Source organism: Brevundimonas sp. GW822-FHT03E11 (genome assembly GCF_058801445.1).
Map to the genome: position 1 here is coordinate 248,181 of NZ_JBXANG010000001.1, position 19,482 is coordinate 267,662.

Here is a 19,482-nt window from a genome sequence, read left to right on the forward strand (position 1 = left end):
CCTCGCGGAAGGGGCGTCGCGCCGGCCTCTGTCCCGGCGGGTTGGGCCGGGGAAGGCGAAGGACGACGTCGGTCGCCCCCCGCTTTCGACATGAGGTTCGCTTGTGGGAATGGATCAGAACTCCATCCGCAGGCCGAAGTTGATACGGCGTCCCGACTTTTCGTACATGGTCGGGAAGGAGGGATCCATCGTGTATCCCTTGGTCGCCTCGTCCGTGACGTTGATGCCTTCCACATTGATCTGGAGGCTGTCGGTCACGCGGTAGCTGGCCGACAGATCGACCTGGCCATAGCCCTCGCGCGTGATCGGGTACATCTCATAGCCGATGGCTTCGACGTACTCGTCCTTGTAGTTGTAGGAGGCGCGGGCCTGGACCTTGTCGTTCTCGTAGAACAGGGTGACGTTGTAGGTGTTGTCGGCCAGCCCGATGGGCGGCGTCGGGATGCCAAGAGTCGAGGAGCCGGTCAGCGAGCTGTCCAGCACCGTGTAGTTGGCGTTGATCCCGAAGCCTTCCAGCGGTGAGAAGAACTGGCCGAAGGGCACGACGGCGACCAGCTCCACGCCGCTGACCTCGTAGGAGCCGGGCTCGTTGATCGGCTGATAGACGTCGAAGGTGTAGACGCCGTCGATCGAGCCGTTGGCGTTGTACTTGGTCACGTTCGGCACCGTGCCCGTCAGGGCCTGACGCACGACGCCCTCGATCTCCTTCCAGAAGTAGGAGACCGCCAGCAGGCCGCCGTCGCCCAGATACTGTTCCAGACCGGCTTCCCACTGTTTGGCGTAGGTCGGCTTCAGGTTGGGGTTGCCGTCGGTGAAGCGGAACGAGTTCCAGCTGGCCGTGCGCTTGTAGGCCAGGTCCGTCAGGGCCGGACGGATCAGGGTCTCGGATGCTGCGGCGCGGAAGATCAGGCTGTCGGTCAGGTCGGCAGTGATGTTCAGGCTGGGCAGGACCTTGTCGTAGCTGCCGTCGCTGGACACCGGCTCCGGCGTATAGGTGGTGCCGCCGGTCGGCGTTTGAATCTGGTGATAGCCCGAAGAGGTGATCGAGGTGTCGATGTAGCGGGCGCCGCCGTTGACGGCGACCGGCACCGGTCCCAGGTCGAACTCCAGGTCAGCCATGGCGTAGGCGGCCAGAACCTCTTCCGTCACCTCGTAGTAGTCGCCGACGTTGAACGGAGTGAAGAAGCCGTCATAGCGGAAGGTGCGACGGGCGTAGTCGTTCGAGACCTGGCTCCAGTTCAGGTCGCGGATGCTGTAGTCGCCGCCGGGCACCAGAACGCCGATCGGCGTCAGTTCGCTCTGCGACATCGGGCGCCCCACATAGTCGACCTTGCCTGCGCCGGAGCCTTGGATGTTCAGCGAACCGTACTGACGCTCCTTGGACTTGTCCGTGTAGCGCGCGCCGACCTGGACGCTCTTCAGCGCCGGGAAGAAGCTGAAGTCGAGGTACTGGGTGAAGTCGATCTGGGCGGCGTACTTGTCGTCGTTGATCTCTTCGTAGGTGGTCTCATACGCCTCGAACAGATAGCGCGAGGGCGAGTTGTACATGTCGATCGAGGCCGGGTTGGCGCTCTGGATCGTCTCGCCGCCTTCGGCCGTCCAGCGCGTCCGCGACGGCGCATAGGCCACGTGCTTCAGGTTGGCGTAGTCCAGGGTCTTCTCGGCGCCGGAATAGCCGGCGATGGCGTGCAGTTTCCAGCTGTCGCCGCTCCAGTGCAGCTCGGTTCCGAACTGCTGGTAGTCGGTTTCGTTGATACGCTCCTTGCTGAGCATCTCGTGCTGGGTCGCGGTGTAGGAGACGTCGCGCAGCACCACCATGCCGTAGTCGGCCAGGGTGGTCTTGTCGAACTCGTGGATGGTCTCCAGGGTCGAGCGGCTGGAGGCCGAATAGGCCGCCGCATCATACTCGTCCTCGGTCGTGTCGTAGCTGCCGATCATGGCGTCGAAGGCTAGGCTGAAGTTCGACGACGGGCGATACTGCAGAGAGACGGTGCCGCCCCACTGATCCTGGGTGTTCAGATAGGCGCGGTCGCCGACCTTGTCCTGGAAGATGATCCGGTTGGTGACATTGGTGTCGGACCGGTTCGGAATGGCGATGCCGGCGTCTCGCAGCAGAACCGCCGCCGCCTGGGTCCCCCGGGCGCCGGTCGAGGTCGCCAGGAAGCGCGACATCGGGCGGAAGTTGATGCCCGATTCCGAGTCGGTGCGGTTGGTGCGGCGGGCCGTCGAGAAGGACACCAGGGCCCCGAAGTCGCCCCAGGTGTCGCTGGCCAGGAAGGCGATCTTGGGATCGATCTCTTCGGAGATGGAGTTGTAGGCGCCCTCCACCGAACCGACGACCCGGCGACCGGCGTAATCGAACGGACGGGCGGTCGAGATATTGACCGAACCGGCGATGCCGCCTTCTTCATCGGCGGCGCGCGGCGACTTCTGGACCGTCACCTGCTGGATGATTTCCGAGGCGAAGATGTCGAACTCGACGTCACGACCGCCGCTGCCCGAGGCGGTGGCCAGGCCGTTGATGCTGACGAAGGTGAAATCGCTGGGCAGGCCGCGCACGTTGACGCGCTGGCCCAGGCCGCGGTTGCGTTCGATGGTGACGCCTGGGATGCGCTGCAGTGCCTCGGCCAGGTTCTGTTCGGGGAAGTTGGCGACGTCGGTGGCGACGATGGAGTCCGAGAAGCCGACCGTCTTGCGCTTGATGTCGACCGCCTCTTCAAGGCTGCGGCGATAGGAGCCGGTGACGACGATCTCGTCCAGAGTGGCTGTGGCCTGGCTCGCGACGGCGGCCGGTTCGGCGGTCTGCGCCAAGGCGACGAACGGCGTTGCAGCGACCACGGCGAAGGCCGTCGTGCCCAGAATTCGGTTCTTCATGTGAGTAGCCCCCAGTGAGTTCTAGGCGCTTCAACGACGGGCTCTCAGGCCCCCTCAATGTGTGACAGGCCTTTTCATTCAAACTTCACGGCCCTGTCGCGTTCGACCTTCTCACACAAGCAAAACGGCCCGCAGGCGCAACCTGCGGGCCGTCGTCCGATCCTGGCGAAGGGACGAGTTCAGCCGCCGAAACTGCGCCCCCCGCCGCCGAAGCCGCCGCGCGAGACGACCGTGGTCCGGCTCTGTACCCGCGTCGGCGCCTGCTTCACGACATCTCCGTTGTCGCGCGTCGTCACCATCCGACCGGTGCGATAGTCGCGATAGGCGTAGCCGCCGCCGTATCCGTTCACATATCGATCCTCGCGGTCTCGATACAGCGGGCCGCCCCCGTAGTAGCGCCCGCCGTCCAGCATCTGGCCGATGACGAAGCCGGCCAGCAGCGGGGTGAAGAACGACCCGCCGCCCTGATTGTTCGGCTGGCACTGCGACGGGCCCCACTGGCCCTCGCACTCCTCGCGCGTGGCGTAGCGGGGCGCTGTGCGGGCGGCATCCTCCTGCGCCTTGGCCAGGGCCGCGTCGCACTGGGCGTCGGGTATGACGTCCGCCGCACGGCATTCATCCAGGGAGGCGTAGGCCAAGGCCGGTTCTGCTGCGGCGCGAGGCGCCGGCGCGTCCGGCGCGTCGCAGGCGGCCAGCGAGAAGCTCGCAGTGGCCATCAGGCCGCCGATATGCAAGGCGCGCGACCGTTTCAGTCGGCGCAGGGTCTTGGTTTGGGGCAGGTCGGCTTCCGGCTTGCGATCGGTCATGGCGGTCACGAGGTCATGCAGGCGGCGTTCAGCAGGCCGACGCAGATCGAGATGGAGGCCAGATAGACAGCCGCCGCGATCTCGCCCGCCTCGATCCGGGCCACCAGATTGCGGAAGGCCAGACGGCTGATGGTGACGAAGACCACGATCTGGATCACCCCGGCCAGCAGGGCCCAGGCGGCGAACTCCATCAGACTGACCGTATGCGACAAGGCGGAAGCCAGGGGCAGGACATAGCCGATGAGCGCGCCGCCCAACGCAATGGCGGCGGCCGTATTGCCCTGCCGGATCAGCGTATGCTCGTGGTACGGCGTGACCCACTGGTAGACCAGCTTGAACGCCAGGGTGAAGCCGCCCGCCACGGCGAAGGCGATCAGGAAGGCGATCGCCCCCTGCTGAAACAGGAACCAGTCGAACATTCGGTCTTCCCCTCTTCAAACACGCCCTCAGGCGCGGAACTCGGCCATTTCCAGCGGAATGCCGATCATGATTTCGTGCGTCGTCTCGCCGCCCTCGGGCTGCTGCTCCAGGGCGATCATCAGTTCGCGCCCGCCCGCCAGTTCTCGCGCATACAGCATGCAAGTCTGGAAGATTTTGGCGTAGGGTTTGGTTGCGGCCCGGTCGTCCCAGATGGTCTCCCACAGGGTGACCGGCGGCTGGATCGCATCGCTCTCGGAGAACCAGAAGCGCGGATAGTCAGGCAGGTCCTCGGCCGCCCCGTGGAAGACCGGCGCCGACAGCCGGTCGCGCCAGACCCGCCGTTCCCGCTCTCCCGGCGGATAGGCCGAGGTCCAGGGGATGAACAGGCTGAAGTCATAGTTCTCCAGCCCTGCCTCGTCGTCGCTCATGGCCTGAAGCATGACGTGGTCGTCGGTGTAGAAGCGATGGACGAACTGACCGCTTTCCAGACGGATCAGCCCCTGGGCCGAAATGTCGAGCACGTCGCGGTCCAGGGCGAAACGGGTCTCTTCGCCCAGCCGACGCCAGGCCAGCGGGTCCAGCGACACCGTGCGGCCCACAGTGATGTTGCGAACCGCCGCCAGCTTCGATGCGGACTCAGCCTTGTTCGACGATCCGAAGAGTTTCTTGAACATGGCGACTATCTAGGCCCCATGGACGCCAAGGGCGAGCCTCGGACGCAAGAGCGACGGAGCGAAGCGGTTCATGGGCGCACCCTCAGCCCGATCTTGCATCCTGTCAAGCGTTCATGTTACGCGTTTCATGTAACGCCATGCCGAACCGCTCGACACCCCCGTCCGCCGCCAACGACCGCATTCGCGCGTGGCGAAAGGCGCGCCGGGAAGCGGGCCTCGTCAAGCTGGAGCTCTGGGTGCCGGAGGCTGCGCGCGAAGACGTCAAGGCCGCCGTCCGCGCCATAGTCACGGACTCCACCCGCGGCCCGCGGCTTGCCGGGCGCCGCCGGATCCCCACTTCCGATTCCTTCACCCCTGGAGACGACCATCAGATGGACGCCGTGATCGAAACCCCCTGGACCGTGCCCGCCATCAAGGCGGCGCTGGACCAGTCCCCCCTGGTGCGCGAGGGCGAAATGACCCTGCGCGTGCTGGAGGGGGCGGACCCCGTGTTGCTGGCCACCATGCATGAATACGGCGACCTGCCGGTCTATCTCAGCGTCGGCGGCGCCCAGATCGTCTGTTCGGTCCTGCTGTGGCCGGTGTCGGAACAGGCCGATCGCCACGCCTTCAACGAATTCCTGCTGAAGGCTCAGCGCGTGGTGCCCCTGTCGAACTTCGCCATCACCAACGTCGGCGGCGAGGACGTGTACGAGTTGATGGGCGAACTGTCGTGCAAGACGACGCTTCAGACCATTCTGATCGAATTGCGCACCCTGGCCGAGAATGCGATCGACGCCACCGAACTGCGCGAAACCTTCGGCGCCGAAGCCGCCTGATCCGAAAGACCCGACCATGTCCATGCTCAGAAAACTCTCCGCCCTGTTCCGCGGCACGGCCCATGACGCAGCCCAGGGCCTCGTCGACGCCAACGCCCTGAAGATTCTCGATCAGGAAATCCGCGACGCCGACAACGCCCAGGGCAAGGCGCGCGACGACCTGGCCGGCCTGGTGGCGCGTCGCCGCATGGCCGAAAATGAAATGGCCAGCTTCCGCGACCAGATCGCCAAGTACGAAAGCTCGGCCCGCACCGCCCTGGCTCAAGGCAAGACCGATCTGGCCCGCGAGGTCGCCGCCCGCATCGCCGAGCTGGAGGTCGAGATCAACAGCCGCAGCCCGTTGATCGAGGACATGAAGACGGCCGAGACGCGTCTGCGAACGGCCATCGCCGCCACCGACCAGAAGATCGAGACGCTCCGTCGCGAGATCGACATCGTCAAGGTCAATGACTCGGTCCAGCGGGCCCAGACCTCGGTCGCCCTGAACTCGGCCGGCGCCCACTCGCGCATCGGCTCGGCGGCGGACAGTCTGCAACGGATCAAGCAGCGCCAGGCCATCCAGGAAGAAAAGCTGAACGCCAGCCAGGCGCTGGAGGATCGCCGCACCGGCGCCGATCTGGACGCCAAGCTGCGCGAGGCCGGCATCCTGCCCGGTCATTCGTCGGCCGACGACGTTTTGGCCCGCCTCAGCCAGCCGGAAGTGACCGTGGTCACGCCCCGCATCGGCCAATCCACCCCAGGCGTGGCCACGCCCGACAAGGACCCGGCCTAATCCATGGAGCGTCTGCGCTTCGAACCCCGTCCCGACTGGGAAGCCAAGGCCGACAGCCTCGGCTTCACCTGGCGCCACATCAACGGCGAAATCTACTGGGACGAGACGGCGGCCTACGCCTTCTCCATGGAGGAGGTCGAGGACGGGATCGAGGCGCCGACCGCCGAACTGCACGGCCTCTGCCTGGAGCTGGTGAAGGAGGCCGTCCAGTCCGAGCGGCTGATGGAGCAGCTGGATATCCCCGAACCCATGCGGGACTATGTGGCCGCCAGCTGGACGCGCGGGGATCCGTCCCTCTACGGCCGCTTCGACTTCGCCTATGACGGCAAGGGTCCGGCCAAGCTGTACGAATACAACGCCGACACCCCGACCAGCGTCTATGAGACGGCCGCCTTCCAATGGCTGTGGCTGGAGGATCAGATCCGGGCCGGCGTCCTGCCCGCCGAGGCCGACCAGTTCAACAGCCTGCACGAAAAACTGGTCGCCCGCTTCCGCGCCATCTTCCCGAACGGCGGCTTCGTCCATTTCTCGTCGGACGCCGACTTCGTGGAGGATCGCCAGACGGTGCGCTTCCTCGAAGACCTGGCCCAGCAGGCCGGGCTTGAGCCCCAGTTCGTCGCCATCGACCAGATCGGCCTGAACGCCGACGGCCGTTTCGTCGACCATGAGAACTGGATCATCCAGGCGATGTTCAAGCTCTACCCGTGGGAGCAGATGCTGCGCGACGACTACGCCGCCCCCCTGCCCACCGCCGACGTCACGGTGCTTGAACCCGCCTGGAAGAGCATTCTGTCCAACAAGGCCATCCTGCCCTTGTTGTGGGAACGCCACAAAGGCCATCCCAATCTGCTGGAGGCCTATTTCGAGGGCGATCCGGCGCAGGCTGCTCTCGGGGACTCCTACGTCCGCAAGCCGCTGTTTTCCCGCGAGGGCGCCAATGTCGAACTGATCGACCAGGGCGTCAGCGCGGAAGCGGTCGTGGACGGCGGCTACGGCCAGGGCCGTTTCATCCGTCAGGCCCTGCACGACACGCCCCGGTTCGACGACGCCCACGTCATCGTCGGCTCCTGGGTGGTCGGCGACGAGCCGGCGGGCATGAGCCTGCGCGAGGACGCGGGCCGGATCACCCGCGACACCTCACGCTTTGTCCCGCACTTCATCCGTGACTGAGGCTCAATCGAAAACAGCGATCGGCCCGCGCAACCACTCTCAGACCCACGCCTGGATGGCAGCTGCTGATGATCGAAACTGAGACAAGCCGAGCCAAAAGACTGAAGGCGGCGACGCAAGGCGTGCATCAGGGCCTGGACGAAGCCGTCATGGCCGCCCGCCCCTTCGAAAGTCGCGCGCGATATGCGGAGTTTCTGCGAATGCAGCAGATATTCCATCGCGACGTGGCGGCCCTCTATAAGAACGAGGCTCTGACGGCCCTGATCCCGGATCTGGCCGCGCGGCGAAGGTATGACGCGGTGATCGCAGACCTTGGCGACCTGGAGGCCGAACCCGGCGTCGAGTCTGACAGCCCCGTATTTGAGGATCAGATCGCCGACATTCCCACGGCGCTGGGCTGGCTTTACGTGGCGGAAGGATCGAATTTGGGCGCGGCGTTTTTGCTGAAGGCGGCGGCCGGCCTGGGCTTGTCAGAGGCGTTCGGCGCCCGGCATCTGGCCGCCTCTCCGGACGGTCGCGCCGACCACTGGCGCAGCTTCACCGCCGCCCTGGACGCGGCGGAGATGACGCAGGCTCAAGAGGATCGGGCAACGGCCGGCGCCACAGCCGCCTTCGCCCGCGTGCGCGCCCTGGTGGAGGCGCACCTCGGACCGGATCAGTCGGCGGCGGCCTGAACCCCGCCGACCGTCTCCGCCTTATTGCGGCGCGACCCGCCAGACGGTGTTCGACAGATCGTCGGCGATCAGCAGGATGCGACGTTGAGGGTCGAAGGTGACGCCGACCGGCCGTCCCCTCGCCTTGCCGTCCTTGATGAAGCCCGTAGCGAAATCGACGGGCTGTCCCGCCGGACGACCGGCGTTGAACGGCACCCAGCTCACCTTGTAGCCGGACAGGTCCTGGCGGTTCCAACTGCCGTGCTCGCCGATGAAGGCGCCCTGGCTGAAGGCGCCGCCGAAACCACCGTTGGTGGCGAAGCTCAGGCCAAGGGCCGCGACATGGGAGCCCAGGGCGTAGTCGGGCTTGACCGCCTCGGCCACCTTGTCCGGCCGCTGCGGATGGGCGCGCGGATCGACGTTCTGCCCCCAATAGCTGTAGGGCCAGCCGTAGAAGGCGCCGGGCCGCACCGAGGTCAAATAGTCGGGAGCCAGTTGCGGGCCCAATTCGTCGCGCTCATTGACCACGGCCCAGAGAGCGCTGGTGGTCGGCTCAATCGCCAGGGCCGTCGGATTGCGGATGCCGCTGGCGAGGATGCGGTGGGCGCCGGTCTGCCGGTCGATCGCCCAGACCACGGCGCGGTCCTGCTCCACCGCCATGCCGCGCTCGCCGACATTGCTGTTGGATCCGATGCCGACGTAAAGGGTCTGGCCGTCGGCGCTGGAGGTCAGTGACTTGGTCCAGTGGTGGTTGATGGCCGAGGGAAGCTCGGTCAGGACCGCGCCGGGCGCTGTGATCCGCGTCTGTCCAGGTTGATAGGGAAAGCGCAGCAAGGCGCCCTGCTCGGCGACGTAGAGGGCGCCGTCGACGAAGGCCAGGCCGTAGGGCGCATCCAGATTATCGATGAAGGTCGTGCGGAGTTCGGCCTGTCCGTCTCCGTCGGCGTCGCGCAGCAGGGTGATCCGATCCCCGCCCTTCACGCTGCTCTTGCCCTTGGCCTTGATGAGGCCGGCGATGACGTCCTTGGGACGCAGCTTGGGCGCATGGCCGCCGGACCCTTCCGCCACCAGAATGTCCCCGTTCGGCAGAACAAGAATCTGGCGCGGAATCTTCAGGTCAGTCGCCAGGGGCGTGATGGCGAAGCCGGCGGGAACGGCGGGCCGCTCGCCGTTCCAGCCCACGGGCTCGGCGATCTTCATCGGTGGAACCAGGGTCTGGTTCTGGGCCGGCAGATCGGGATTGGGACCGGTCTGTCTGAGGTTGGGATCGCTGCGACTGCAAGCCGTCAGGGCCAGGAGCACGGCGGTCGCGCCGAGAAGGTGTCTGATCATCGTGCAATCCCCCGAACCGGCGCGGCGCTATAGGCGAACCACCCTGCGACAAGGACGAAGAGGGTGGACAGGATGGACAGAGTCAGGCCCAGGGCCCCGACCGAGCTCCATGCGTCCTGGCTGTGCTTGAAGGCGTTGATCAGGCCGCAGAGCCAAGCCAAGGCCAAGGCGACGACATAAGTCAGGGTTGCCAGCCGCTGAGGGGTGCGCCAGGCCAGAACCAGTTGGACGATCGCCCACAGTCCTGCGACGCCGCCGAAAACCAGGGCGCCGACAATCAGCCAGGCCGAAAAATTCGACCACTGCATCTCGGCGGTCCGCAGATAGGCGATGTCGCTGATCAGGGCCGAGGTGAACAGGGCGATCGGAAAACACAGCAGTATGGCGTGGAGTGGATTATGGGCGGGGCGCTCCGACCCTGTGGCGGCGATCATCGACCTTCAATCTCCTCGTCCAGCCTTCGTCTGTCCGAGCCCAATCCTCCGTCGAGGAATTTGGTTTCATCAGATCATCGAGGGAGCGCGGCCCTGGGCGGAAAGGCTGTCGCCGCCGCCATCATCTCCGCTACACAATCCGAGATTAAGCCGCGCTCGGTCCGCGACGCTTCGTCGCTGAAGACAAGGCCGTCTTCCCCGAACGTCGCGCCGCGCACTCGACAGCTCATCCTCGAGACTTCATTGAAACCTATGTCTCAAGTCCAAGCGCCCGGCCGGGCCGCCGACGCCCTTCAGATCATCGAGGCCGCCATCGCCCAGGCGGCGGCCAACGGGCTCGACAGCCTCACGATGCGCGACCTCGCCCACGCTGTCGGCAAGAGCACGACGGTCATCGTCAACCTCTTCGGATCGAAGGCCGGGCTGATCCAGGCGGTGGGAGAAGAGGCGCTGCGGCAGGACGCGGCCTTTCACGCCGCCTTCTTCGCCCCCGTCGCCGGCCTGCCGCCCAGCCGAGACGCCCTTCTGGCCTTGTTGCGGCACTATCTGCGCCTGCGCGCCTCCGACAGCGCCGGTTTCGCGCGGATCTGGGAGGCGCTGTTGATCGACGGAGACGCCTGCGCCGAGCGTCGCGATCTCATTCGGCGCTGGGCCGCGATGCGGGAGACGGCGTGGGCCGACTATCTGGCGGCTGATCCCCGGCTGGTCGATTTCGCCTCCATCATCGTGGCCTGGACCACGATGGAGCAGTTCTACGCCGGAGCCCTGGGCGAACGCGCAGACTATGAGGTGATCGCGTCCGAAGGTCTGGGCGGCCTCGTCGACCGCGCCTTCGGCGAGACTGAAAGGCCGGCGACCGCGACCCTCTGGCACAGGGAAACCCTGATCATACCCCAGGCGCCGGCGGCCGGACTGGAACCGGATTCGATGAAGCTGAAGCTTCTGCATATCGCGGCGGATCAGATACTGGAGCGGGGTCTGGGCGCCCTGACCAACCGGTCCGTCAGCGCCGTGGCGGGGACCTCAACCTCGACCATCGCCTATCACTGGCCCGACATGCGCCGCTTCGTCCTGGATGCGGTCTGGCACAGCGTCTTCCGTGACATGCCGCTGTATCTGGCCGGTCAACGTCCAGAAGGCGACCCGGCGTCGGCGGACCTGGAGCGTTGGGCGCGGCTGATGGCGCCGACAGTCGCCATCACGCCCCAGGCAGAGGGCTTCTACGTCCGATACGCCAGGCTGATCGCGGGCGTGTGCATGGAGGCGCGGCGCGACCCCGCGCTGCGTGACCTGGCCATGTTGCTGCGCGGTCCCGAAGGCGGAGGCACCTATTACAATCAGGCCGGCGTCTGGCCGGCCGACTTCGATCTCAATCGGCTGGCGGCGACGCGGTTCGCCCTCTGGATCAAGGCCGCCGCCCTGACCGCTCGGGCGACCGGAGAGCCCCTCGACGGGGCGGCGCTCAAGGCGGCCGCAACCCGGCTGGTTGCGCGTCGTAGGTGACAGAACACACGTTATCGTCGTGCGCGCTCAGCCCTGACTACGGCTGACAAGAACAGTTCTAACAAGCTTCATAAAAGCATTGCGCGCGCAATCTAATGCCGCATCGTTGTCGAACATCTGTTTTTCCACGCGACGATGCGGCCGGACTTCTCCCCAGGGTCAGGGCCCGCTTCGATCAGGAGGCGACCAAACGGCTGTTCGACGACCTTCAGCAACACATCGACACGCGAGGGTGGGGGCCCCGCGCGTCGCCCGATGGATGGTCAACATGCAACGTCTTCTTCTCGGCGCCTCGGTCGCCGTCCTCACGGCGGCGGCCCTGCCCGCCTCCGCCCAAACCCAAACCGCCTCTCAAACGGCCTCGGTCGATGACGTCATCGTCACGGCCCAGCGTCGCTCCGAATCGTCGCAGAAGGTCGCCCTGGCCCTGACCGTGGTGTCCGGCGAAACGCTGGACGACCGCAACATCCAGACCGTGAACGATCTGGAAAACACCGTGCCCAGCCTGGAGGTCGACAGCCAGCTGGGCGGCGGCCAGCCCCAGTTCCGCATCCGCGGCGTCGGCCTGACCGACTACGCCGCCAACAACACCTCGACCGTCGGCATCTATGTGGACGAAGTCGCCTATCCCTACGGCGTGATGACCCAAGGGCTGCTGTACGACATCGCCCGCATCGAGGTGCTGCGCGGCCCGCAGGGCACGCTTTACGGCCGCAACACGACGGGCGGCGCGGTCAGCGTCATCACCAACGCCCCGACCGATCACGTCGCCGCAGGTCTGAACCTGAGCTACGGCAGCTATGACGCGGCCAAGATGGAAGCCTATGTCTCCGGCCCCGTCGTCGACACCCTGACCGCCCGCCTTTCGGTCGCGGCTGAATCGGGCGGGGCGTGGCAGTACAATCGCGACACCGGCGAGAGCCTGGGCGACAAGGACACCAAGGCCGCGCGCCTGCGCCTGACCTGGCGTCCCTCGGCCCAGACCGACGTCGATCTGAACCTGCACTACAGCCGCGACGAGTCCGACGGGCGGGGCCTGCGTCTGATCACCACCCCCTTCACCGCCGGCGGCGGGCGGGTCTATCCGATCGACACCGATCACCGCATCACCGGCTGGGGCATCTCGCCCTATTTCGCCCAGTTGATCGGCGCCTCGCCCAACGCCAAGCCCTTCCGGGACAATGAGGGCAAGGGCGTCAGCCTGCGGCTGAACCAGGATCTGAACTGGGCAACCCTGACCGCCATCGCCAGCTATGAGACCTTCGACCGCCAGGAGTTCAACGACTGGGACGCCACGGCATCGAACGAGGCGGGCACCTTCTTCTTCAACGACATCGACACCTCGTCCCAGGAGGTCCGCCTGGCCTCGCCGGCCGGCGGTCGGATCCAATGGCTGGCCGGCGTTTATCACGCCAATGAATCCGTGGACGGCGGCTTCTATTCGGACTTCTCCGAAGCCAAGAGCCTGGCCTTCTGGATGAGCACCACCTACGGCCAGAAGGTCGAGACCACCGGCGTATTCGGCAATGTGGACTATCGCCTGACCGACCGCCTGACCCTGGTCGGCGGCCTGCGCTATGAGGATGAAACCCGCGAACTGAACAACTTCAAGACCGAGGTCCTGGCCCCCACCCCGTCCGTCCGGGCCACCACCTCCAAGTCGCAAGAGATGGGCGAGTGGACCGGCAAACTGGGCGTCGAATACACCCTTAGCGACGACATACTGACCTACGCCAATGTTTCGCGTGGCGTGAAGTCGGGCGGTTTCACCACCTACAACAGCGGCCTGCCGGACCAGCTGGAGCCGTTCAAATTCGAAGAGCTGATCGCCTATGAGACCGGTCTGAAGTCCAGCTTCTTCCAGCGCAAGCTTCAGTTCAACGCCGCCGCCTTCTACTACGACTATCGCGATCAGCAGCTGCAGGGCATCCTCTACACCCGCACGGGCCGCGTGGGCCGTATGATCAACGTGCCCAAGTCCCACATCCAGGGCGCAGAGATCGAGGCCGTCTGGCGTCCCCTCCCCAATCTGACCGTCACCCAGGCCCTCGCCTACAAGTACGGCGAATACGACGAGTTCTTCTTCGTCAACGCCACCGCCACCGAGGTGGCGCGCGACAAGGTGACGGGCGAGTACAACACCATCGTCTACAGCGACCGGGCCGGCGAACGTCTGCCCTTCCCCAAATGGGACTACAAGGGTTCGATCGCCTATGACTGGCGGATGGGCGACTGGGGCGTGGAGGCCCAGACCAACTACGCCTTCCGTGACGAGAAGTTCAGCACCTCGGCCAACTCGATCATCGACTCCTTCTGGCTGGTCAACGCCGGCCTGACGGTGCGGCCGATGGACGGGAACTACGCCCTGGGCGTCTATGTGAACAATCTGACGGACGACTATTCCGAGGAGTCGCGCAACCGCTTCATCTCGGCCTCGACCGGTTCGCCGAACCCGCCCCGCACCTGGGGCGTGCGCCTGAGCTATCGGTACTGACGCCTTGCGGGCTTCGGTCGGTCGGCCGAAGCCCGCCCTTCTTCGTTGGGAGAGACACGCCTTGCAATTCCCCTGGAAACGTCTGGGCGGGACCGCCGCCGCCCTCGCCGCCTTGACCGCCTTGACCGCCGGAGCCGTCATGGCCGAACCGGCGCCGCAGCGGTTCACCATCGCCGTCATTCCCGACACTCAGAACTACGTCGACTTCACCCATCAGCGTGCGGAGGGCTTCGCCTTCGACGCCCGCGACCTGATGGATCAGCAGCTTCAATTCATCGCTGACAACGCCGTGTCGCGCGGCGGCGACATCGTCTTCGCGACCGCCGTGGGCGATGTCTGGCAGCACCCGATCATCGACATCGACCCGGACCATGCGGCCCGGGGCTTCCGCCCTCGCCCAGCGCCGGCAGGCGCGGGCGTCGCGGCCTGGGCGGACGGCGTGCGGAATGTCGAAATCCCGGCGGCCATCGCCGCCTACGACCGGATCGACGGCGTCCTGCCCTTCTCTGTCGTGTCAGGCAACCACGACTATGACGGCCAATGGTGGGACGAGCAGTGGCCCCAGGATCTGACGGCGCCGCCGGGCGACCTGCGTCGTCTGGGCATGATCCACATCGGCGGCCTGACCGCCTTCACCCAGGCCTTCGGCGCGACCTCGAAATATTTCAAGGACCGGCCCTGGTATGTGGCCTCTCATGACGACGGCGCCGACAGCGCCCAGGTCTTCGAGGCGGGCGGTTATCGCTTCCTGCACATCGGCCTGCAGATGGCGCCGTCCGACGCCAGCCTGAAATGGGCGGAGACGGTCATCCACGCCCATCCCGGCCTGCCGACCCTGATCACCACCCACGACTTCATCGACAAGACCGGCCAGCGCCGCGCCCATCCGGTCGTCGATCTGAACGCCCTCGACCCCTTCGACAACAGCGCCCAGGGGGTGTGGGACAAGCTGATCAGCCGCAATCCGCAGATCTTCATGGTCCTGAGCGGCCATCATAACGGCCAGGCCTTCCGCACCGACCTGAATCGACAGGGCGGCGCCGTCTATCAGCTTCTGTCCGACTATCAGGACCGCAATCAGACGGCGCTCGACGCCGGCCTGGCGCCGGGCCGCGCGCCGGGGATCGGCGACGGCTGGCTGCGTCTGATGGCCTTCGACATGGGCGGCGACGTCCCGACCGTGCGGGTCCGCACCTATTCGACCTATTATGGGGTCTATGCGTCCGACCAGGCCGAGTACGCCCGTCGCTACAAGCCCAATGAACAGCCCCAGATGACGGACGACGCCTTTGTCGCCGCCGACGACTTCGTCATCCGCCTGGAAGATTTCCGCGCCCGCTTCGGCCCCGGCGCCGACGAGGCCGGGCGATGACCGGCCTGAACGATCGACTGTCGCGCCGCGCCCTGATCGGGGGGCTGGTCGCCGCGCCGGTCGTCCTCCGGTTCGGCCGGGCCCAGGCGGGCGCCGATCTTTTCTCCCTCGGCGTCGCCAGCGGCGACCCTTGGCCGGACGGCTTCGTTCTGTGGACCCGCCTGGCCGCCGATCCCATAGCGCCGGACGGCCTGGGCGGTCTGGGCGAGCCGATGGAGGTTCTTTGGGAGGTCGCCGCCGACGAAGGTTTCAACCGCATCGTCGCTGCGGGCCGAACCACGGCCCAGCCCGCCGAGGCCCATTCGGTCCATGTCGAGGTTCAGGGCCTGCGTCCCGGTCGCCCCTATTGGTACCGTTTCACCGCCGCCGGTCAGCGCAGCCCCGTCGGCCTGGCGCGCACGGCGCCGGCGCCCTACGCCGAGGTGGATCGGCTGAAACTGGCCGTGGCCTCCTGTTCGAACTGGGAGGTCGGCTATTTCAGCGCCTATGGCCATATGGCCGATGAAGCCCCCGACCTGACTCTGTTCCTGGGCGACTATATCTATGAATACACCCGCACCGGCGCGCGAGCGGCCAATGTGGTGCGACACTACGGCTTTGAGGACGCCACCACCCTGGCCGGCTATCGCAACCGCTACGCCCTGCACCGCACCGATCCGGACCTTCAAAGTCTTCACGCCGCCGCTCCCTGTCTGGTGACCTGGGACGACCATGAGGTGCTGAACAACTATTCCGGCGTCTGGCCCGACGAGGGCGGGCGGCCCGACGACTTCCTGCGCCGCCGCGCCGCCGGCTATCAGGCCTTCTATGAAGCCATGCCGATCCGCCGCACGCGGCTGGACCGCCGGCTTCAGATGCCCATTCACAAGCGCGTCCGCTACGGCCGTTTGGCCGAGTTCTTCATGCTGGACGGACGCCAGTATCGGTCGCGCGGCGCCTGCGTCGATGAAGGCGGGGCCAAGGGCCAGATCGTGCCCGACAGCCTGTGCCTGGACCGCACCGACCCGTCGCGCACCTTCCTGGGCTTCGACCAGGAACGCTGGCTGTACGACGGTCTCGGGGGCGGCGACGCGCGCTGGACCATCCTGGGCCAGGACCTTGTCATGGCCGGGCTGCGGTTCGAAAACCCCGATGGCGAGACCCGCTACTGGACCGACACCTGGGACGGCTTCCCCGCCGCCCGCGACCGCATGACCCAGGCCCTGCATCAGCTGAAGCCGCGCAATCCCGTGGTCCTGTCCGGCGACTATCACTCCTTCTGGACCAATGACGTCCTGCTGGACAGCCGCGACGAGACCTCGCCGGTGGTGGCGACCGAGTTTGTGGGCACCTCCATCACCTCCGGCGGCCCGCCCTATGAGGGGCTGATGGCGGCCATGCCGGCCAATCCGCACATCCGCTTCTTCGAAAGCCGCGTGCGCGGCTATATGGCGATGGACGTCACCCCGGAGCGGATGATCACCCGCTATCAGGCGATCAGCGACGTGCGCGATCCCAAGGCGTCGATCTCCACCCTGAATCGCTGGGTCGTCGAGGATGGCCGCCCCGGCGCCCAACCGGCCTGATCCCGTCCAGAGTTGATTTCATGATTCGAATCCTGTCCCTGCGCGGCCGCGCCGTCGCGGCGGCCCTGGCGCTCGCCCCGTTGATCGTGCTGGCCGGATGCGCCTCCAGCCCCTCTCCCGCCCCGACCTTCTGGACCGGCTTCCGCGATCACCCGAAGGGTTATCTGACCGCAGGCGCGGCCCCTGACGCCTCCCGTTTCCTGCCGCCCCCGCCGGAGGCCGGGTCGCTGCGCGATCAGGATGACATCGACCGGTACCGCGCCACCCGCGCCTTGAAGGACACGCCCCGCTGGGATCAGGCCCGCGCCGACAATGAGATCGAGACGCCGACCGCCCCGCGCGTCTTCAATGAAGCCCTGGGCATCCGGTTCGAGCCCGCGCGCATGCCGACCCTGACCCGGCTCCTGGGCCGGATGCTGGGGGATCTGGAGACCATCCAGACCCCCGCCAAACGCGGCTTCTTCCGCCCTCGTCCCTTCGTCGCGGAACCGGCCGAAACCTGTTTCCCGCCCGAGCCCTGGCTGGCGAACAGCGGCTCCTACCCCTCCGGCCACGCCGCCCTGGGCTGGGCCTGGGCCCTGGTCCTGGCCGAAATGGCGCCGGACCGCGCCGACGCCGTCCTGGCCCGCGGCCTGGCCTATGGCGACAGCCGAATGATCTGCGGCGTCCACTACGCCAGCGACGTCGAGGCCGGCCGCCTGGTCGGCGCCGCCTTGGTCGCCGCCCTGAAGGCGGATCCCGCCTTCCAGGCCGACTTCAGCATAGCCCGCAACGAACTGGAGGCGGCGCGTCTAGAAGCGGAGCGTTGACGACTTGACGCAGGCGAACAGCTCCGGGGCGAGCTTCCGTTTCACTCATGCTTCCAAGGAGGTGGCGGAGACGGAGGGATTCGAACCCTCGGTACCCCTTACGGGGTACGACGATTTAGCAAACCGTTGCCTTCAGCCACTCGGCCACGTCTCCAGCGAAGGGCTCGATAGCGGAGCCTGATGCGTCGTGCAATCCGCTTCGCGCGAAACGACGATGTTAACGTCACATAGAGGGCCGAGCGTGCAGGGTGGCGACTGTACGACGCCACGGATATCCATGCCTGACTGCGCCTCCTCTCTCGCCGCGACCGCCGCCGCGACGCCGCCGGGCGACGCGGGTGAGGCGCGCGCCCAGCGGGGTCCGTTCCGGCCCGAGGTCTGGCTGAACGCGCGCCGTCGCTCCAGCGTGCGCCTGGCCGCCCACTGGTTTCGCGCCCTCGACGTGACGATCGCCGTCGGCCTGGCGGCGCTCGTCCTGTGGGCGCTGGAGTCGATTGATCTCCGCATCCTGCCGGTCGGCGCCGTCCTGCCCCTGGCCGTCGGAGTGACGACGGTTCTGGCCCTGCTGCGGGGCCTGGACCTGTATCGATTCGAGCCGGAGCGGTCGCCCCTGGTCCATCTGGCGGCGGTGCTCGCGGCCCTGGCGCTGGCGATCGCGGCCGCCGTGACTGTGGGCTGGGCGCTGCAAGGCGACGGGCTGGGTCCGGTCCTCCCCTGGGGCCTGACGGCGGCGGCGGCCCTGACCGGTCTCCACGGTCTGTGGCTGATCCTGGTCGGGCGTTGGCGCCGCCAGGGCGCCCTGTCGCCCAACATCGTCATCGTGGGAGCCACCCGAAACGCCCAGGCCCTGATCGAACGCGCGCTGGAGCGGCGGGACCTGAACGTCCTGGGCGTGTTCGACGATCGGCTGGCGCGTTCGCCCAGCCGGCTGGCCGGAGTGCCCGTGCTGGGCCGGGCCGACGCCCTGCTGAGCCACCGCATGCTGCCCTATGTCGATCATATCGTATTGGCCATCGACCCTGAGGCCGGGCCGCGCGGGCGCGACTTGGCCCGTCGGCTGGAGACCCTGCCCACGCCCGTGGCCATCCTGGTCGATTCCGAAGCCGGCCGCGACGATGCGCTCAAGCGGCTGGCCGGTGGCCGCCTGGCGCCGCTCGGCAACACGCCCAGCGACGAGCGCCGGGCCTTCGTCAAACGGCTTCAGGATCTGGTGATCGGCGGCCTGGCCCTGATCGCCTCGGCGCCTCTGATGATTCTGATCGCCCTGGCGGTGCGTCTGGACAGTCCTGGGCCGATCTTCTTCCGCCAGCGGCGACACGGCTTCAACCAGGAGGCCATCATAGTGTGGAAGTTCCGCTCGATGCGCCATGCCGCCGCCGACGCCACCGCAAGCCGCCAGGTGGCCGCCGACGACGACCGCGTCACCCGCGTCGGCCGCTTCATCCGCGCCACCAGCCTGGATGAGCTGCCCCAGATCTTCAATGTTCTGTCCGGCGAAATGTCTCTGGTCGGTCCCCGGCCCCACGCCATCGGCATGAAGACCGGCGAGACCGAATCCGCCCTTATGGTGGCCGAATACGCCCACCGTCACCGCATCAAGCCCGGCATCACCGGCTGGGCCGCCGTCAAAGGCTCGCGCGGCCCGGTCCACACCGAGGCCGAGGTGCGCCGCAGGGTCGAGCTGGACATCGACTATATCCAGCGCCAGTCCTTCTGGCTGGACCTGTGGATTCTCCTGGTCACCGTGCCCGTTCTTCTGGGCGACCGGGCCGCCGTCAGGTGAGCG

At 66.8% G+C, this 19,482-nt stretch carries 16 protein-coding genes and 1 tRNA gene; 10 read left to right on the top strand and 7 right to left on the bottom strand.

The genetic code is table 11. The annotated features are described in order from the left end of the window. Positions 1–114: 114 nt before the first annotated feature. The 4 genes from AC1RKE_RS01330 to AC1RKE_RS01345 all read right to left on the bottom strand — a co-directional run bounded on the left by AC1RKE_RS01330 (position 115) and on the right by AC1RKE_RS01345 (position 4,774). Positions 115–2,874: a TonB-dependent receptor gene (locus AC1RKE_RS01330; RefSeq protein ID WP_395942237.1), complete on the bottom strand. Its 2,760-nt coding sequence runs from the start codon at positions 2,872–2,874 to the stop codon at positions 115–117. 179 nt (positions 2,875–3,053) lie between these two features. Next, positions 3,054–3,680 (bottom strand): DUF1190 domain-containing protein, encoded by a 627-nt coding sequence (locus AC1RKE_RS01335; RefSeq protein WP_191554127.1) that lies wholly within the window; start codon positions 3,678–3,680, stop codon positions 3,054–3,056. Positions 3,681–3,685: 5 nt separating this feature from the next. Then, on the bottom strand, positions 3,686–4,099 hold the full coding sequence (locus tag AC1RKE_RS01340; RefSeq protein WP_348683654.1) for a DUF350 domain-containing protein: 414 nt from the start codon (positions 4,097–4,099) through the stop codon (positions 3,686–3,688). Between the two features lie 27 nt (positions 4,100–4,126). Then, positions 4,127–4,774 (bottom strand): DUF2491 family protein, encoded by a 648-nt coding sequence (locus AC1RKE_RS01345; RefSeq protein ID WP_348683657.1) that lies wholly within the window; start codon positions 4,772–4,774, stop codon positions 4,127–4,129. A gap of 113 nt (positions 4,775–4,887) precedes the next feature. On the opposite strand from AC1RKE_RS01345, the gene AC1RKE_RS01350 reads away from it, so the two are divergent. From AC1RKE_RS01350 to AC1RKE_RS01365, 4 genes are all read left to right on the top strand, one after another. Then, positions 4,888–5,592, top strand: coding sequence for a YjfI family protein (locus AC1RKE_RS01350; protein ID WP_348683659.1), 705 nt, complete (start codon positions 4,888–4,890; stop codon positions 5,590–5,592). A gap of 16 nt (positions 5,593–5,608) precedes the next feature. Then, on the top strand, positions 5,609–6,364 hold the full coding sequence (locus AC1RKE_RS01355) for a PspA/IM30 family protein (RefSeq protein WP_191554129.1): 756 nt from the start codon (positions 5,609–5,611) through the stop codon (positions 6,362–6,364). A 3-nt stretch (positions 6,365–6,367) separates the two neighbouring features. Next, positions 6,368–7,534 carry a glutathionylspermidine synthase family protein gene (locus tag AC1RKE_RS01360; RefSeq protein ID WP_348683661.1) on the top strand — a complete coding sequence of 389 codons (1,167 nt, stop codon included), beginning with the start codon at positions 6,368–6,370 and terminating at the stop codon, positions 7,532–7,534. A gap of 68 nt (positions 7,535–7,602) precedes the next feature. Next, on the top strand, positions 7,603–8,208 hold the full coding sequence (locus AC1RKE_RS01365; RefSeq protein WP_348683663.1) for a biliverdin-producing heme oxygenase: 606 nt from the start codon (positions 7,603–7,605) through the stop codon (positions 8,206–8,208). A gap of 21 nt (positions 8,209–8,229) precedes the next feature. Here AC1RKE_RS01365 and AC1RKE_RS01370 read toward each other — a convergent pair whose 3' ends face one another. Together AC1RKE_RS01370 and AC1RKE_RS01375 are read right to left on the bottom strand one after the other, a co-directional pair. Beyond that, positions 8,230–9,519, bottom strand: coding sequence for a PQQ-dependent sugar dehydrogenase (locus AC1RKE_RS01370; protein ID WP_348683664.1), 1,290 nt, complete (start codon positions 9,517–9,519; stop codon positions 8,230–8,232). Beyond that, positions 9,516–9,953: a DUF2231 domain-containing protein gene (locus AC1RKE_RS01375; RefSeq protein ID WP_152950584.1), complete on the bottom strand. Its 438-nt coding sequence runs from the start codon at positions 9,951–9,953 to the stop codon at positions 9,516–9,518. Before AC1RKE_RS01375 ends, AC1RKE_RS01370 begins: the two co-directional genes overlap by 4 nt. A gap of 252 nt (positions 9,954–10,205) precedes the next feature. Between AC1RKE_RS01375 and AC1RKE_RS01380 the strand changes: the two genes are divergently transcribed. The 5 genes from AC1RKE_RS01380 to AC1RKE_RS01400 all read left to right on the top strand — a co-directional run bounded on the left by AC1RKE_RS01380 (position 10,206) and on the right by AC1RKE_RS01400 (position 17,696). Then, the gene (locus AC1RKE_RS01380; RefSeq protein WP_348683665.1) at positions 10,206–11,456 is read left to right on the top strand and encodes a TetR/AcrR family transcriptional regulator; all 1,251 of its coding nucleotides are present in this window, start codon (positions 10,206–10,208) and stop codon (positions 11,454–11,456) included. Between the two features lie 268 nt (positions 11,457–11,724). After that, the gene (locus AC1RKE_RS01385; protein WP_348683666.1) at positions 11,725–13,950 is read left to right on the top strand and encodes a TonB-dependent receptor; all 2,226 of its coding nucleotides are present in this window, start codon (positions 11,725–11,727) and stop codon (positions 13,948–13,950) included. Between the two features lie 61 nt (positions 13,951–14,011). Then, complete coding sequence (locus AC1RKE_RS01390; RefSeq protein ID WP_395942014.1) at positions 14,012–15,322, top strand: metallophosphoesterase family protein; 1,311 nt, start codon at positions 14,012–14,014, stop codon at positions 15,320–15,322. Further along, positions 15,319–16,887: an alkaline phosphatase D family protein gene (locus AC1RKE_RS01395; RefSeq protein WP_348684515.1), complete on the top strand. Its 1,569-nt coding sequence runs from the start codon at positions 15,319–15,321 to the stop codon at positions 16,885–16,887. The genes AC1RKE_RS01390 and AC1RKE_RS01395 overlap by 4 nt, the downstream gene beginning before the upstream one ends. A gap of 20 nt (positions 16,888–16,907) precedes the next feature. Further along, positions 16,908–17,696 carry an acid phosphatase gene (locus AC1RKE_RS01400; protein WP_348684516.1) on the top strand — a complete coding sequence of 263 codons (789 nt, stop codon included), beginning with the start codon at positions 16,908–16,910 and terminating at the stop codon, positions 17,694–17,696. Between the two features lie 62 nt (positions 17,697–17,758). Here AC1RKE_RS01400 and AC1RKE_RS01405 read toward each other — a convergent pair. Then, a tRNA-Ser gene (locus tag AC1RKE_RS01405) sits at positions 17,759–17,850 on the bottom strand. Positions 17,851–17,973: 123 nt separating this feature from the next. Between AC1RKE_RS01405 and AC1RKE_RS01410 the strand changes: the two genes are divergently transcribed. Then, complete coding sequence (locus AC1RKE_RS01410) at positions 17,974–19,479, top strand: exopolysaccharide biosynthesis polyprenyl glycosylphosphotransferase (protein WP_348684517.1); 1,506 nt, start codon at positions 17,974–17,976, stop codon at positions 19,477–19,479. Positions 19,480–19,482 lie beyond the last annotated feature (3 nt).

Coding starts and splice junctions, on each gene's coding strand:
- AC1RKE_RS01410 (WP_348684517.1), top strand. CDS start 17,974: ATGCCTGACTGCGCCTCCTCTCTCGCCGCGACCGCCGCCGCGACGCCG.
- AC1RKE_RS01330 (WP_395942237.1), bottom strand. CDS start 2,874: ATGAAGAACCGAATTCTGGGCACGACGGCCTTCGCCGTGGTCGCTGCA.
- AC1RKE_RS01370 (WP_348683664.1), bottom strand. CDS start 9,519: ATGATCAGACACCTTCTCGGCGCGACCGCCGTGCTCCTGGCCCTGACG.
- AC1RKE_RS01355 (WP_191554129.1), top strand. CDS start 5,609: ATGTCCATGCTCAGAAAACTCTCCGCCCTGTTCCGCGGCACGGCCCAT.
- AC1RKE_RS01385 (WP_348683666.1), top strand. CDS start 11,725: ATGCAACGTCTTCTTCTCGGCGCCTCGGTCGCCGTCCTCACGGCGGCG.
- AC1RKE_RS01395 (WP_348684515.1), top strand. CDS start 15,319: ATGACCGGCCTGAACGATCGACTGTCGCGCCGCGCCCTGATCGGGGGG.
- AC1RKE_RS01360 (WP_348683661.1), top strand. CDS start 6,368: ATGGAGCGTCTGCGCTTCGAACCCCGTCCCGACTGGGAAGCCAAGGCC.
- AC1RKE_RS01365 (WP_348683663.1), top strand. CDS start 7,603: ATGATCGAAACTGAGACAAGCCGAGCCAAAAGACTGAAGGCGGCGACG.
- AC1RKE_RS01380 (WP_348683665.1), top strand. CDS start 10,206: ATGTCTCAAGTCCAAGCGCCCGGCCGGGCCGCCGACGCCCTTCAGATC.
- AC1RKE_RS01350 (WP_348683659.1), top strand. CDS start 4,888: ATGTTACGCGTTTCATGTAACGCCATGCCGAACCGCTCGACACCCCCG.
- AC1RKE_RS01400 (WP_348684516.1), top strand. CDS start 16,908: ATGATTCGAATCCTGTCCCTGCGCGGCCGCGCCGTCGCGGCGGCCCTG.
- AC1RKE_RS01345 (WP_348683657.1), bottom strand. CDS start 4,774: ATGTTCAAGAAACTCTTCGGATCGTCGAACAAGGCTGAGTCCGCATCG.
- AC1RKE_RS01375 (WP_152950584.1), bottom strand. CDS start 9,953: ATGATCGCCGCCACAGGGTCGGAGCGCCCCGCCCATAATCCACTCCAC.
- AC1RKE_RS01335 (WP_191554127.1), bottom strand. CDS start 3,680: ATGACCGATCGCAAGCCGGAAGCCGACCTGCCCCAAACCAAGACCCTG.
- AC1RKE_RS01340 (WP_348683654.1), bottom strand. CDS start 4,099: ATGTTCGACTGGTTCCTGTTTCAGCAGGGGGCGATCGCCTTCCTGATC.